At 64.9% G+C, this 13,292-nt stretch carries 17 protein-coding genes; 6 read left to right on the forward strand and 11 right to left on the reverse strand.

Features of this window, described 5'->3' with window-relative positions; all coding sequences use genetic code 11:
- A partial coding sequence (locus ACFE99_RS15140; protein ID WP_375486632.1) for an NAD-dependent epimerase/dehydratase family protein occupies nucleotides 1–403 on the reverse strand: 403 nt, incomplete at its 3' end.
- 164 nt (nucleotides 404–567) lie between these two features.
- On the opposite strand from ACFE99_RS15140, the gene ACFE99_RS15145 reads away from it, so the two are divergent.
- A complete protein-coding gene (locus tag ACFE99_RS15145; RefSeq protein WP_375486634.1) occupies nucleotides 568–879 on the forward strand; it encodes a hypothetical protein in 312 nt (103 codons plus the stop codon).
- Here the strand turns inward: ACFE99_RS15145 and ACFE99_RS15150 are convergent.
- The 6 genes from ACFE99_RS15150 to ACFE99_RS15175 form a co-directional block, all read right to left on the reverse strand.
- A complete protein-coding gene (locus tag ACFE99_RS15150; RefSeq protein WP_375486636.1) occupies nucleotides 874–1,560 on the reverse strand; it encodes an alpha/beta hydrolase in 687 nt (228 codons plus the stop codon). The genes ACFE99_RS15145 and ACFE99_RS15150 overlap by 6 nt on opposite strands.
- A 32-nt stretch (nucleotides 1,561–1,592) precedes the next feature.
- Entirely contained in the window at nucleotides 1,593–2,096 is a 504-nt protein-coding gene (locus tag ACFE99_RS15155) for a hypothetical protein (protein ID WP_375486638.1), read from the reverse strand.
- A 34-nt stretch (nucleotides 2,097–2,130) separates the two neighbouring features.
- Entirely contained in the window at nucleotides 2,131–2,586 is a 456-nt protein-coding gene (locus ACFE99_RS15160; RefSeq protein WP_375486640.1) for an STAS domain-containing protein, read from the reverse strand.
- A 151-nt stretch (nucleotides 2,587–2,737) separates the two neighbouring features.
- Complete coding sequence (locus ACFE99_RS15165; protein ID WP_375486642.1) at nucleotides 2,738–3,232, reverse strand: SRPBCC family protein; 495 nt, start codon at nucleotides 3,230–3,232, stop codon at nucleotides 2,738–2,740.
- Nucleotides 3,232–3,861 (reverse strand): nitroreductase family protein, encoded by a 630-nt coding sequence (locus ACFE99_RS15170; protein ID WP_375486644.1) that lies wholly within the window; start codon nucleotides 3,859–3,861, stop codon nucleotides 3,232–3,234. The genes ACFE99_RS15165 and ACFE99_RS15170 overlap by 1 nt, the downstream gene beginning before the upstream one ends.
- Before the next feature lie 7 nt (nucleotides 3,862–3,868).
- Nucleotides 3,869–4,351 (reverse strand): carboxymuconolactone decarboxylase family protein, encoded by a 483-nt coding sequence (locus ACFE99_RS15175; RefSeq protein WP_375486646.1) that lies wholly within the window; start codon nucleotides 4,349–4,351, stop codon nucleotides 3,869–3,871.
- Nucleotides 4,352–4,520: 169 nt separating this feature from the next.
- On the opposite strand from ACFE99_RS15175, the gene ACFE99_RS15180 reads away from it, so the two are divergent.
- From ACFE99_RS15180 to ACFE99_RS15195, 4 genes are read left to right on the forward strand one after another with little or no spacing between them, the layout of a single operon-like run.
- Complete coding sequence (locus ACFE99_RS15180) at nucleotides 4,521–5,219, forward strand: hypothetical protein (RefSeq protein WP_375486648.1); 699 nt, start codon at nucleotides 4,521–4,523, stop codon at nucleotides 5,217–5,219.
- Between the two features lie 4 nt (nucleotides 5,220–5,223).
- A complete protein-coding gene (locus ACFE99_RS15185) occupies nucleotides 5,224–6,666 on the forward strand; it encodes a class I adenylate-forming enzyme family protein (protein ID WP_375486650.1) in 1,443 nt (480 codons plus the stop codon).
- 17 nt (nucleotides 6,667–6,683) lie between these two features.
- A complete protein-coding gene (locus ACFE99_RS15190) occupies nucleotides 6,684–7,397 on the forward strand; it encodes a hypothetical protein (RefSeq protein ID WP_375486652.1) in 714 nt (237 codons plus the stop codon).
- Entirely contained in the window at nucleotides 7,379–8,581 is a 1,203-nt protein-coding gene (locus ACFE99_RS15195; RefSeq protein WP_375486654.1) for a cytochrome P450, read from the forward strand. The genes ACFE99_RS15190 and ACFE99_RS15195 overlap by 19 nt, the downstream gene beginning before the upstream one ends.
- 35 nt (nucleotides 8,582–8,616) lie before the next feature.
- Here ACFE99_RS15195 and ACFE99_RS15200 read toward each other — a convergent pair whose 3' ends face one another.
- A complete protein-coding gene (locus ACFE99_RS15200; protein ID WP_375486656.1) occupies nucleotides 8,617–9,861 on the reverse strand; it encodes a glycosyltransferase 87 family protein in 1,245 nt (414 codons plus the stop codon).
- Nucleotides 9,862–10,011: 150 nt separating this feature from the next.
- Nucleotides 10,012–10,386, reverse strand: coding sequence for a DUF4262 domain-containing protein (locus ACFE99_RS15205; protein ID WP_375486658.1), 375 nt, complete (start codon nucleotides 10,384–10,386; stop codon nucleotides 10,012–10,014).
- A gap of 128 nt (nucleotides 10,387–10,514) precedes the next feature.
- Here ACFE99_RS15205 and ACFE99_RS15210 point away from each other — a divergent pair, with 128 nt between their 5' ends.
- Nucleotides 10,515–11,183, forward strand: a complete 669-nt coding sequence (locus ACFE99_RS15210) for a M15 family metallopeptidase (protein WP_375486666.1) — start codon at nucleotides 10,515–10,517, stop codon at nucleotides 11,181–11,183.
- Here the strand turns inward: ACFE99_RS15210 and ACFE99_RS15215 are convergent.
- Nucleotides 11,159–11,923: a polysaccharide deacetylase family protein gene (locus ACFE99_RS15215; RefSeq protein ID WP_375486660.1), complete on the reverse strand. Its 765-nt coding sequence runs from the start codon at nucleotides 11,921–11,923 to the stop codon at nucleotides 11,159–11,161. The genes ACFE99_RS15210 and ACFE99_RS15215 overlap by 25 nt on opposite strands.
- Before the next feature lie 89 nt (nucleotides 11,924–12,012).
- The coding region (locus ACFE99_RS15220; RefSeq protein WP_375486663.1) for a peroxidase family protein at nucleotides 12,013–13,292 on the reverse strand (1,280 nt) is incomplete at its 5' end.

The raw sequence follows: 13,292 nt of genomic DNA on the forward strand, positions 1-13,292 counted from the left end.
CGGTCGGCAGCGCGTGAGTAGGCCAGGACTCATCGACCCTGTGGTCTTGCGGCCCAGGGGAATAGGCGCCTACCGACGAGGCATATACCAGCGTGCCCACACCGGCACGGGCGGCGGCGTCAAAGACGCGCATGCTGCCCAGGACGTTGTTGCGCCAGGTCGCCAGCTCGTCGCGGGTGGGCTGGAAAATCCAGGCCAGTTGGACGACGGCGTCAGCGCCGTGAAACTGTGTTTCAAGGTCGTCATGGCAAACGTCAGCCTGAATCCAGGTCGTCTTTGGCGGCTGCCATTGCGGCCGACGACGGGCGACGCCGACGATGGTGTCGATCTGTTCATCGGCCGCAAGTACCTCCACGAGGCTGGTACCGATGTTGCCGGTGGCACCGACAACGACCACTCGCATCGCAAGACGCCTTTCGCCGATCCTCGGCCCTGGGTACCCGCTGCCGAACGGTGGTACTCGGACGGCATCTTCGCCAAGACCGAATGCGCCACGAGAGACGTTTAAAGAATGCGCATCAGTGCAACGCAGAGTCGAGTAGCGCCCGGCACGTGGAGGAGGACAGCATGCTGTGGGTTGCGGTGGTGCTCCTCATCGGCGGCGTTGTGGTGTTCACCGCCGGGTTTGTACTCTTCGCGAACGGCGTTGGGGTGGCGCCGCACAACCGCACCCACAGTGATCCGACGGGAGTCAAGCGGGCCGCGTCGCGGGTGTCGTGGCGAGACCTTTTCCGACGCGTTCCCGGAAGCGTCAACGTCATGCTCAATAAGCAGGCGGCCCGCTCTGAGAAGTTGACGGCCTCCGGCTCGCTGTTGGTGCTGATCGGCGTTGTCGCGTTGGGTGTCGCTGTGCTGGCATTTGTCGCGGCACTTCTATGAGTTGTCCGCACACCCGGCGGCGGTCGCGATCCGGCCCGCCACGTCGGTTGCGACGGCCAAGGTGCGCGGGTCTTGGGCGGCCGAGTAGCGATCAGCGGTCGGGTCGTAGGTTGCGCCCGCGATCGAGCCATGGTCGGCGGCGAGCTCGACCACTTCGACCGGCCAGTGGTGCTGCTCGAGGAGCGAGGCGAAGGCCCGGCTCGCCGCTAGCGGGACCACGTCGTCGTCAATGCCGTGCAACAGGGTGAACGGTGGACGGTCGGAGTCGCCGGGCAGCTTGGCTTCGAGGTCTTCGCCGAAGATCGGGTCGGGGACCATGAACGCGCCGGCAAGGCATACGGTGTGGGCCAGCCGCACGCCGAGGTCTGGCGCGCGAATGGTCAACGCGGCCGCTGCCACCGCTCCCAGTGACCAGCCGACGAGCACGAGTCGTTCGGGATCGGCGGCGCGGTCTCGGGCGAACTGCACCGACCGCAGCAGATCGATACGTCCACCGTCTTCGGCGTGCGAGTTCCAGTCAGGCGCCACCACGCGGAGGCCGTTCCGGGCAACGAGATCAGCAAGTGGGCGCATCGCAGCGCGAGCGTCGGTCTGCTGGCCATGCCACATCAACACGGTCGTTTGCGCGGGGTCACCGAAAAGATCGACCAAGCGGCCGGGGGCGTACTCGACGGTCTCCATTCCCCAAGGTGGTCCGCGGTATGCAGCCCTGGTCAGGGCTTTGGCGGTTGTGCTCCGCCGTGCGCGCCGACGATAGCGTTGAGGATGTCCATCTGCGTTTTGACTTCTGCCGGGGACTTGCCGGGGTCGACGCTGGCGGCGTCGTTCTTCTGCCACGGCTGGCAGCCGTCTGTCTTGAACGTCTTGTCGGTCGGGTCAATCTGCACGACCTGAGGCTTCTTGCTCATAGCGTTGTCGACGATGTCGCTGCCGTTGGTCCGCTTCCAGTAGCAGGTATGGCCCTGCGCCGGTCCGGCGGACGTGTAGACGCCCGGCACGATGTCGGTTCCCACCGTAAAGGTGCCGTCATGGTCGATGGTGGTCTTGGGTCCAGGCGCTGCAGCCTGTGCCGGCGGTCCAGGCGGTCCAGGTGATCCAGAGGGTTGATGCGGTGCGGGCGTCGGGGTAGAAGGGTCGGCACTGACGACGCCGATGGACCCGGCGCAACCAAGGAGCACGGCGCCGGCGGCGATGATCGCTGCTTTCTTCAGCACCATGAAACAGCAGCGTACGCCGTAGCGGAGGCTGCTGCTATGCGGACCTGGTAAGCAGGGGCAGGAGGACGCGACGGCGCGTAGCGATGACGTCAGCGAAGTGCCGGAGCGCCTCGTGCACCGATTCCACGACTGGAAAAACGCCGTCCTCTTTGGTGATCCACAGGATCTGCAATACCGCACGACTTGGGACCAGCGCCCACTCGACTCCAGCGCGGCAGCATTCGTCATCGACGCGGTGCAATAACCAAACGGCTTGCGCAGCGAAGCAATCGACACCACTGAGGTCGAAGACAAAGGGATTGTCCTCGAGGACGAAGCGCCTGCTGTACTCGCTGACACGATCGACGTTTCCGGCGTCGACAGCACCGCTGATCGTCACCACGGTGGCCAAATGGCGACATTGGGTCCGGATCCGGGCCGCACCGCAGTCGAACACAGGGTTGCGGTAGCGCGGCGTGAGGTCCGCCACCGTACTAGTCGAAACGGTCATGCGACTACCTCACTTCTCAACGGCGTTGCCGATTCGCTGGGTCGAGCACGTCGTCAACCTGATTCGAACGGTATGCGCCGAATATAAGGTGACCGGCAGCAGTGCTTAATACTTTGCTAAGAAAGGACTTTCGCGTCCCGATTTCGCGATGCTAAGGGAGCCGCCGAACTGGGCCGGCGTAGCTCAGTGCGTGCTCATAAGTATCAAGGTTGTCCCGCGAGATTTTGGAGTGCACGGGACGCTCGAAAAGGAACCGCAGCACCGGGTTGTAAGCGTGATAGTCCTCATGAAAGGTGAGCACCGTGGTGCCGTCGGGTTGTTCCTCGAGCTCGTGGTAACCCTCCGCGCGCGACCACAGCGGCTTCCCGATTGCCACGTAGCGTGAGAGTTTGTTGAGCTTTGCCTCGGTCACGGTCTCGAACGACCGTCCCTTGCCGCCCGAGAACAAGTACTTGGGCACGGCGAAGACACAGGTACGGACCAAACCCTGACCGGCTTCGTCACCTTCGTGCAGAATCTCCATGCTGCCGGTGGGCCACTTGAGGATCCGCGGCCGCGGAGAGTTCGGCGGCGCCGGTGGGTGCAGCACGCGCCACACTTTTTCCGGCGGCGCGTCGACATGGAATCGCACTGTGTATGAGCGCATCAGTGTTCTCCCCAGGTATTCCAAAAGGTCACCGTCTCGGCGGGTGGCCGCGATGCGGGTCGAAACTGGCTGCCGATCGTGTAGGCAACGGGGAACAGCGCAGCCTGCGTGGCCGTTGCGGGTATGCCAAGCAGCTCGGCCACCTGCCGCTCCTTGGCCAAATGCATTGTGGTCCAAACGGATCCCAAGCCGCGTGAGCGAAGGGCGAGCAAGAAGCTCCAGGCGGCCGGGATGATTGACGCCCACGCCGATGCGGCAACCAGCCGGTCGCTTTCATCGAAGCGACGCTGCAGACACGGAATGACGTGGACGGGCACTTGGGCCAGCGTCTCGGTGAGGGCTTGGGCGCTCCGATAGACGCGCCGGGTCTGTGGATCTGTCTCGGTGGCCGCGGCATGGGGGAGGTACTGGGCGCCGATGCTTCGGTAGATCTCGGCGATGGCGGCGCGCTTGTCGGCATCAGTGATCACCAGCCAACGCCAGTCCTGGGCGTTGCTTGCCGTCGGCGCCTGCATCGCCAGCCGCACGCACTCAAGGATCACCTCACGCGCGACAGGCCTGGTCACGTCGAGGCGCTTGCGCACCGCCCGGGTGGTGGTGAGCAATTCGTCGACCGAGGCGATGTCCACCGGTCGCTCAGACGTCGATCGCGCAGGACTGGTCGATGCCGAGCACCGTCAACGTGCGACCGAGACCGAGGAACACCGCAATGCACAGCGTGAGGTCGAGGATTTCTGCATCGGTGAACAGCCCTCGCATCCGTGCGATGAACGCGTCCTCGATCGAGGGATGGTCAGTGGCAAAACGCTCGGCGTATTCGATGGCAAGGCGTTGCCGCGGCGTATAGCCAGGGTAGGTGGCATATGCCGCGACGTGCTGGTAAAGCTCAGGGGCGAGGCCGGCCTGTAGCACCGATGGTGCGCGAAAGTCCGAGCAGGCAATGCAGTCGTTGATCTGCGCGATACGCATCCTGGCCAGTTCGCGTTCCTCCGGCGGCAGGATGCTTTGCTGGTAGGAACCCTTGATCATCCGCTGCACCATCCCGCCAAGCTCCGGTCGCAGCGTCCAGACCATCGCGGCCTCGCCGCCGGGACCGTCAGGGACTTCGATCCGCGCCATGGGCGACTTCCTGCAGGTGAACTGGGTGCCGTCTGAGCAAATCAGATTCGCGCCGTCGCTGTCTAGATCTGTGTGCGTTGCCGAACGGCCGTGGACAGAGCGAGCCAGGCGGAATAGCGTGCGGGAAGCGCGGCACGCAGCGGGCGCCGCCGCTTTGGGAGGTCTCGGCATGCTGTTCATGCACGAGGTGCACAAGGTGCGTGGCCGCGCCGAAGACGAGTTCGAGGCTGCCTTCCGCGAAGCCTGGATGCCAGTGCTGGGCGCCGGCGACGAGGCCCGGTTGTTGTGGTACGCCAACCACGCCCACGGCAGCGGCCCCTCCTACACCGTCGTCACCGTCACCGCCGTTCGCGACGGAACGGCCTGGGAGCACCTGGCACTGCGGGTACAGACAGGCGATCTGCGGCAATGGATGCGCAAGCTCGACGAACTCCGCTACGACGTCGAAGCCAAGCTGCTGATGCCGCTGCCGTGGTCGCCACTGCAAGACGTGCTGTTCGAGCAGGTTCCGGTCGATGGCCGCCAGCATGAGCTGACGCTCTACATGGAAGACACCATGTGGCCCTTCGCAGATAAATTCAGCGAATACATCGACCGCTGCGGTGAGGTGTACGCCAAGAGCCTCGACCGGCCGGCGGCCATGCTCACCATCGAAGCTGCCTTCCGGCCGGCCCTGGGCAGTCACCTGCGCCGGGAGGTAGCGCTGATGCAGCGCATCAACCAGCCCGACGCCCTGCTTAAGCTAATCCGCACCGAGATTCCGCCGGAGCAGCGCGCTCCGGGGACCTGGATGCACGACGCGCTCGACCTTCGCGATCAGTGGACCAGCCGACTGCTGCGGACCTCGTCGTGGTCGCCCCTGTACTGAGCGCATGAACATCGGCACAATCCTCGAGGCCGCCGCGGTCGGCGATCCCAACCGCCCTGCGCTGATCGTGCGTGGTCGCGTCGTTAGCTACAGCAAGCTGGCAACCGCGGTGGACCGATGCGCGGCCGCCCTGGCCGCAAACGGGTTGGCCGGCAAACGCGTTGCGGTCGTCGACGCTGGAAGCCTGGTGTCGATAGCGACAGTGGTGGGTGCGGCGCGGATCGGCGCTTCGGCCGCGCTGATGAACCCCGCCCTGAGACCGCCGGAGCTGCGGATGCTGCTGGAACATGCCGGGTGCGCCGATGTCGGTGTTGCTGGGGAGGCCTACGCGGATCGGCTGTGTCAAGCGGGTGCGGTTAAGGCGTTGGCTGCCTCAGATCTGTTGGGTGACAGTCAGCTTGACACGCCGCTGGCCGCCGAAAACGTCGACGATCGTGACGCTTTGGTGTTATTCACCAGCGGCACGACCGGGCTGCCGAAGGCGATCGGCATCAGCCACGCACAGTTGAGTGCACGGATCACCGGATTCAGCACGGCTTTTCGGCCCGACGCGGCACCCACAGTCAGCATCATGTGCGTGCCGTTCTTCCACGTCGGCGGCGCGCTGGGCCTGCTCGACAGCCTGTACTCGGGCAATACGTCGGTGGTGCAGGACCGATTCGACGCCGGAGAATGGTTGCGCCTAGTGCAAAAGCATCGGGTGAGCACCGCGTTTCTGGTGCCAACAATGCTGCAGCGGATCCTCGATCATCCCGATTTCGCCCGCTCCGACCTCAGCTCACTCGTCGCGATCGCCTACGGGGCGGCCGCTGCGCCCGTCGCGCTGGTGCACAGAGCCATGGCGGCACTGCCGAACGTGGCTTTTGCCAACGTCTTTGGCCAGACCGAGACCCTGGGCGCCTACACCACGCTGTCGCCCGAGGATCATCGCGACCCCAATCGGGTGGGATCGGTAGGCCGGCCACTGCCCGGGGTTGAAGTGCGGGTGGTCGACCCGGACACGGGCTCGCACGTCGAACCGGGAAATGTCGGCGAACTCTGGGTCAACACCAGCCAGAACGTGACCGGCGGCTGGCTGCATACCGGTGACCTTGCCCGCCAAGACCGCGACGGCTACATCTATCCCGAGGGCCGGCTGACCGACACGATCAACCGCGGGGGAGAGAAGTTCGGGCCGATCGAGGTCGAGGACGCAATCCGCAGCCATCCCGCGGTCCGCGACGTGGCGGTGGCTGGGATCGCCGACGACGAGATGGGCCAGCGGGTCGGGGCCGCGGTGGTGGCGCGAACGCCTGTCACTCTCGAAGAACTGCGCTCGCATTGCCGTGAGCTGCTCGCCTATTTCAAGCTGCCCGAACGGCTGGCGATCGTCGACCACATTCCCTACAGCGAAACCGGCAAGGTCAACCGCCGCCAGCTCGCCGTGTTGATCGCAGACGGACCCTGAACCCGAGAGGAGTCGCCGTGCTGTTCCTTCACGAAACCCATCGGGTGATCGGCGCGCGCGAAGAAGATTTCGAGGCGGCCTACCGGGACGGCTGGATGCCCACATTGGCCGAGGGCGACGATGCACGGCTGCTTTGGTACACCAACCACGCCCACGGCTCTGGGGTGTCCTACAACGTCGTCACCATCACCGCCATCACCGATGGCGCGGCGTGGGAGAACCTGGCCCGCCGCGCCGACTCCGGGGATCTGGCGCCATGGATGCGCGAGCTGGACACCCTGCGCCACGAAGTGACCGGCAAGATTGTGCTGCCGGTCGAGTGGTCACCGCTGCAGCAGGTGGACTTAGCGAGCGTGCCCACCGACGGTGCTATGCACCCGTTGAGCTTGTTCATGGAGGACACCGGCTGGCCCTACGCTCCACTGGACGACTACATCCGCTCCTGGGATGAGATCTACTACCGACCGCTCTCCCAGGCGCCGGCGGGTATGCGGCTGCTCGACATCCAAGCGTGCTTCCAGGTGGCACACGGCAGCTACAAACGCCGCGAGGCCATGCTGTGGCAGAAAATCGACCCGTCTAACGACTATGCGGCGCTCGTGCACCTGCTGACCACTGACCTGCCGTCGGAACGGCGAGGGCCGGGCAGCTACATGTTCGAGGCCTTGAAGTACCGCGACCAGTGGGAGAGCCGGCTGCTGCGGACTTCGGCGTGGTCGCCGCTGTACTGAGCGCGGGTATCGCCATCGAAAAGTTTCCGATTGGGCAAGCGGCGACGCTGCGCGAGCTGGAGGAAGACCCGCACCCGCTGCTGGCACGGCTGCGGGCAACCGAGCCGGTGACGTGGCTCGCCGCGCTGGGCGGCTGGCTGGTCACTCGGTACGCGCTTGCGGTGCGGGTGGTGCGCGATCCCGCCACCTTCACCGTCGACGATCCCCGGTTTTCCACGTCCCGGGTGGTAGGTCCGAGCATGCTCTCGCTCGACGGCGTCGCCCACGTGCGTCACCGTGACGCTTTCGCGCGACCATTTCACCCGGCGCGTGTCCGCGAGCGGTTCACCCCATTGATCGAGGCGCACACCGATCGGCTGATCTCCGCGATGCAACCGGCAGGCCGCGCGGACTTGCGCCGGCAGTTCGCCGGTCCCCTCGCCGTCGCAATCGCCACCGAAGCGCTGGGCCTGCGAGGCGTCGACACCGATGCGGTGTTGAGGTGGTATGCGGCGATCGTGGCTGCGGTGTCGGAGGCAACGGGCGGGCGACCGGTGAACGCGGCCGCGGCAGACGCGTTCGGCCAGCTGCGCTCCGTCGTGCTGGCGGCCCTCGACGACTCCTGCTCACTGCTGGCGCAGGCGGCAAGGACGCCGAACGGTCTTTTCCCCGACGAGGTGGCGTCGAACGCGGCGGTGCTGATGTTCGGTGGTGTCGACACCACCGAAGGCATGATCCTCAACGCGGTCTGGCATTTGCTTGCTGACAGCGAGGCATTGGCTGGAGTGCGCGCGCGAAGTGATCTCTTGCCCAACGCAATCGAGGAATCGATCCGCCTCGAGCCGGCCGCCGCCTCCGTCGACCGATATGCCACCTGCGACGTCGAGTTGGCGGATGCGCACATTCAGCGCGGTGATCTGGTGGTCGTATCGCTTGCCGGGGCCAACCGCGATCCGAGTGTGTTCGCCGAGCCCGACCGGTTGGACATCAACCGGGCCAATGCTCGGCTCCATCTGGCTTTCGCTCAGGGACCGCATTTCTGCCTAGGCGCTCAGCTCGCCAGAACCGAAACCACGATCGCGGTCGCTCGACTCCTGGATCGGCTTCCCGGCCTGCGCCTCGACGATGAGCAACCGAATGCGCCGCGCGGTTTGGTGTTTCGCAAACCGCCGGTTCTGCACGTGCGTTGGGCAGGCAGGAGGTGACCTCGGCGCTGCTGGAGTTGCTGGCCGGGCTGACCTCACCGCGCCTGTAGCGCAAGTTGCGGCTCACGATCCGGCGTCGGCTCGGGAACGGTTGTCGGTTCGCGCCACAGCCAGGCCGCGGTGCGAATCAGCACGGCGAGGAACACGAAGACGTAGGTGCCGGGAACGATGTCGTTCCAGACCCCGCCGGGCCGCAGCGAAAGCACGCTCGCCTCGCGGATGTCGCCGCCGGGCGCGGAGGTGAACCAGCCTGCGAGGAGAGCGGCCAACAGCCACAAGGTCCACCCCGCGTACCTGCTGCGCCGGATGTACGCCTGATACCCGAGGTGCACGATCAGCGGTGCGAACCATACCCAGTGATGGCTCCAGCTGAACGGCGAAACGGCAGCCGAAGCCATTCCAACCACCGCGATTCCCAGGACGGCATGGCCGTGCCGGTATGCGATCGCGGCGAGCGCCAGGGCAATAGCAGCCAGCCCAACGGATGCCCCGGTGGCCAGCACAGCGGGACAGTGAAGACGGTGCAGCAAGCCCTCCACAGTGGTATTGGAAAACGGATCGTGTGAAATCCGCCGGACGTCGTGGAAACCTCGTCGCAGCCAGTAGTAACCGGATTCCTTTGGTAGCACCGCGAATCCGACGACGACGGTAGCGGCGAATGTCGCGGTGGCCATCAGTGCGGCACGCAGGCGCCCGATCGCGGCCAGGTAGATGATGAACAAGGCCGGGGTCAACTTGATGCCGGCCGCCAGCCCGATTCCAATTCCGGCCCACTTGCGCTGAGCGGGCCCGAGCAGATCGGCGACGACGATCGCGAGGATGGCGATGTTGATCTGTCCGAGCTGCAGCGAAAGCCGAAACGGTTCCAGCCATGCGATAAGGCCCACCAACAGCGCGGTGATGCTCCACAATCCGTTCGCCGGGGTGACCTCAAGCGATTTGAGCATGCGCCATACCACATAGATCACCAGGACGCACATGACCAGCAACCACAACGCCTGAGCCGAGACCTCGACCATAAGGGCCAGTGGCAAAAAGCAGAGTGCGGCAAACGGCGGGTAAATAAACAGCAACTCTCTCGGATTGCCGGTCAATCCGATCGAATAAAGGTCCAGGCCCTCTCGCACCCGTATTGCACCAAAGCGGTATACCTGCAGGTCAACCTGCACAGCCTGCCGAGGCCAGTGCACGTACACCACGGCGTAGAGCAGTAACGCGACGACCAAGACCAACGGACCGCCCCAGCGAACCCACGGCGACACCATTCGGCGTGGTTCCACGGCAGTTGGTCGCTCGGTTGCCGGCGCAGACAAGCCCACGAGTCATCCAGGGTAGCGAGTGAAGCTGGCTTTCACCGATCGTGCCTTGGTATGCGCATAACCGCTAACCGACCCGACCGGCATGCGCCAGACCAGTAGGCCGATCGCAGGTCAATCCACGGTTGCTCGCAGACCAAGCACCGGCTGTCGGCCGCGACCATCGTTGAAGCCGGGACGCCAGGGCCAGCGTCCATGCTCGTCAGCCCAGACCAACTGCAACGCCCTCACCTCACTACCGCAAATGGCTGCGGCGCAATTCATCTGGGCATCCGGATGCTCCACCTCGACTACCTCGAGGATCGGGCCGGGGCGAATATCGATCTGGTCGCCGGGTCTCGGTGGGCCATCACGCACGGATCGTTCGCCAACAATGTTCAACAATCGAGCCGCTCGCTGGGGTGATACGTAGTCGTCTGTGGTGCTACCCGGGTGGTCACACATCCAGCACATTGCCACGTCCCCTCTCGTCGTGCCTACCGCGACCATGCACTATCGGTCTGACACCTCGCCGGCACATTCGGGCCCGCGCTAGCCTGTCCCGCAGGTGGGAGGAATCCGTGGTGAGTGCTCGGCGGGGATCGATGAGGGCCCGGCGGAGAGTCGCCGCACTGGCGATGGTGACTGCAGCCGGCGCGGTGGCCCCGCATTGCACCGCCGTGCCGCCGCCTCCGGCCGCAACGCCGCCATCCTCTCCCGCGATATCTGCTGCCGCGCCACCTACACCAGCGGCTGCGACGGTTCGCCCCGTTACCGCCGCCGAGCTGGGCGCAAGCTGGCAGCCGGATTGCCCGGTTAAACCCGGGCAGTTACGGCGGGTGAAGGTCAACCACGTCGGAATGGACGAACAGACGCACAGCGGCGAGCTGATCGTGAACGAAAAGCTGGTGGCCGAAGTCATCGCGGTCTTCGAGCAGCTTTACCAACTGCGCTTTCCGATCGAGAAGGTCCGTACCGTCGAGCACTACCCGGCCGCAGCCGACGAATTATCGATGGAGGACAACAACACGTCGGCGTTCAACTGCAGGCGCATCCCGGGTAGTGACGCATGGTCTCTGCACGCGTACGGGCGAGCCATTGACGTCAACCCGCTTCTTAACCCGTCCGTCGACGCCAGCGGCGTATACGTACCGAAGAACGCGGCGGCATACCTGGACCGCAGCCGCACCGACCCCGGCGTTCTGCACGATCGCGATCCGGCCACGCATGTCTTCACCGATCGGGGCTGGCGGTGGGGTGGCTATTGGAAGTCACCCATCGACTACCAGCATTTCGAGCGGCCGTGATCGCGCTGTTGCGCCAGGAACGACCCGATCGCAACGACGGTGTCCACCCACAGTTCGGCATGCGGCTCTCGGGCGTATCGGCAGAGCGCCTCGAGGCTGCTCTGGGGAACGCTCTGTCGCTTCGCATCCCCGACATCGTGGCCGGCCGCGACGAGCCACCGGCCTTCGTCGAGCGCCCACTGCACAAGCGACCGCAGCCGCTCCGGGCTCGCGCCGTCCATGTCAAGGCACGTGATCTGAGCCAAGTCGCAGATCGTCGGGTCGTTGGGCACCTCGTCGAACCCGCCGCGCCCGACGGTGAAATGCCGGGCCACAAGCGGCACGTAACTCTGTGTCTGTTCGCCGGCACCGACAAAGCGCTGCGCGCACGGGTAAGCGAATGTCCTTGGCCAAGTTGCCAAAAGCTCCTCTATCGCGTCGTTGGCTGCCAGCAGTTCGTCGCGTTCCAGCCGCTCCAAGGTGTAGTGCTCAAGGGCGTTACGGCGGGAAAACGCGAAGTTGCCGCTGCAGGGGTGAGTCACGGTATGGTTGCCGATTTCGTGCCCGGCCGCGACTACGTGTTTCCAGTCGGCCAGCCGCGATCGCACCACGTCGGGCAGCACGTAAAAGGTGCCGGCCAATCCATATCGGGCCAGGATCTCTATCCCGTTGTCCAGCTGGCTCGGGCGGGCGTCGTCGAAGCAGATGCTCAGTGCCGCGCGTTTGCCGTTCGGCCAGTTGAAGGGTAAACGGTCGGCCATGGCTGTTATTTCCCGGCTATTCGGCGAGAATGCACGGCACCCCGCGAGCCCTGATGATGACTCGCGAGGTGCCGCTTAGCGGTTATTGATCAGCGCAGGTCGAAGCGGTCGAGGTTCATCACCTTGACCCAGGCATCGACGAAGTCGCGCACGAACTTCTCCTGCGCGTCGTCAGCGCCGTAGACCTCGGCCAAACCGCGCAGCACGGAGTTCGCCCCGAATATCAGGTCGACCGCGGTGGCGGTCCACTTGAGCTCGCCGGTTGCGCGGTCGCGAACCTCGTAGACGTTTTCCGTCGACTCGGAAACCTTCCACTCGTTGTCCATGTCCAGCAAGTTGACAAAGAAGTCGTTGGTCAACGTCTCGGGCCGGTCGGTGAACACACCATGCTTGGTTTGGCCGTAGTTGGTGCCCAACGCTCGCATGCCGCCGATCAGGACGGTCATCTCCGGAGCGGTCAGGTTCAACATGTAGGCCCGGTCCACCAGAAAGTGCTCCGGCGACGTTTTCTCGCCGGCCCGCAGGTAGTTGCGGAACCCGTCGGCCTTCGGTTCGAGCACGGCGAACGACTCCACGTCGGTCTGCTCCTGCGAGGCGTCGGTACGCCCCGGCGAGAACGGGACCGTGATGTCGAACCCGGCCTTCTTCGCGGCCTGCTCGACCGCTGCACAACCACCCAGCACGATCACGTCAGCCAGCGAGACCAACTTGGCACCGGACTGTGAGTTGTTGAAGTCCTGCTGGATCCGCTCTAGCACCGGTAGCACCTTGGCAAGTGCAGGCGGGTTGTTGACCTCCCAATCCTTTTGCGGCGCAAGGCGAATGCGGGCGCCGTTGGCCCCGCCTCGCTTGTCGGTGCCGCGGAAGGTCGCCGCCGACGCCCAAGCGGTGGTGGCCAGCTGGGAGATCGATAAGCCCGATTCGAGCAGCTTGCCCTTGAGGGCGGCGACGTCCGCCTCGTCGATGAGTTCGTGATCGACCTCGGGAACGGGGTCCTGCCACAGCTGCGGCTCCGGAACCCAGGGCCCCAGGTAGCGCGAAACCGGCCCCATGTCCCGGTGCAACAGCTTGTACCACGCCTTGGCGAACTCCTCCTCGAGTTCCTCAGGGTGCTCTAACCAGCGTCGGGTGATCTTCCCGTAGATCGGGTCCATCCGCATCGACAGGTCGGTCGTCAGCATTGTCGGGAGGCGCTTCGACGACGGGTCGAACGGATCGGGGATGACCCGCTCGGCATCCTTGGCGACGTATTGCCATGCACCCGCGGGACTCTTGGTCAGCTCCCATTCGTATTTGTACAGGGTCTCCAGGTAGCTGTTGTCCCACTTGGTCGGCGTGGGGGTCCATACCACCTCAAGGCCGCTGGTGA

Source organism: uncultured Mycobacterium sp., from assembly GCF_964249325.1.
Lineage (GTDB): Bacteria > Actinomycetota > Actinomycetes > Mycobacteriales > Mycobacteriaceae > Mycobacterium.

Coding starts and splice junctions, on each gene's coding strand:
- ACFE99_RS15145 (WP_375486634.1), top strand. CDS start 568: ATGCTGTGGGTTGCGGTGGTGCTCCTCATCGGCGGCGTTGTGGTGTTC.
- ACFE99_RS15150 (WP_375486636.1), bottom strand. CDS start 1,560: ATGGAGACCGTCGAGTACGCCCCCGGCCGCTTGGTCGATCTTTTCGGT.
- ACFE99_RS15155 (WP_375486638.1), bottom strand. CDS start 2,096: ATGGTGCTGAAGAAAGCAGCGATCATCGCCGCCGGCGCCGTGCTCCTT.
- ACFE99_RS15160 (WP_375486640.1), bottom strand. CDS start 2,586: ATGACCGTTTCGACTAGTACGGTGGCGGACCTCACGCCGCGCTACCGC.
- ACFE99_RS15165 (WP_375486642.1), bottom strand. CDS start 3,232: ATGCGCTCATACACAGTGCGATTCCATGTCGACGCGCCGCCGGAAAAA.
- ACFE99_RS15175 (WP_375486646.1), bottom strand. CDS start 4,351: ATGGCGCGGATCGAAGTCCCTGACGGTCCCGGCGGCGAGGCCGCGATG.
- ACFE99_RS15180 (WP_375486648.1), top strand. CDS start 4,521: ATGCTGTTCATGCACGAGGTGCACAAGGTGCGTGGCCGCGCCGAAGAC.
- ACFE99_RS15185 (WP_375486650.1), top strand. CDS start 5,224: ATGAACATCGGCACAATCCTCGAGGCCGCCGCGGTCGGCGATCCCAAC.
- ACFE99_RS15205 (WP_375486658.1), bottom strand. CDS start 10,386: ATGGTCGCGGTAGGCACGACGAGAGGGGACGTGGCAATGTGCTGGATG.
- ACFE99_RS15210 (WP_375486666.1), top strand. CDS start 10,515: ATGGTGACTGCAGCCGGCGCGGTGGCCCCGCATTGCACCGCCGTGCCG.
- ACFE99_RS15215 (WP_375486660.1), bottom strand. CDS start 11,923: ATGGCCGACCGTTTACCCTTCAACTGGCCGAACGGCAAACGCGCGGCA.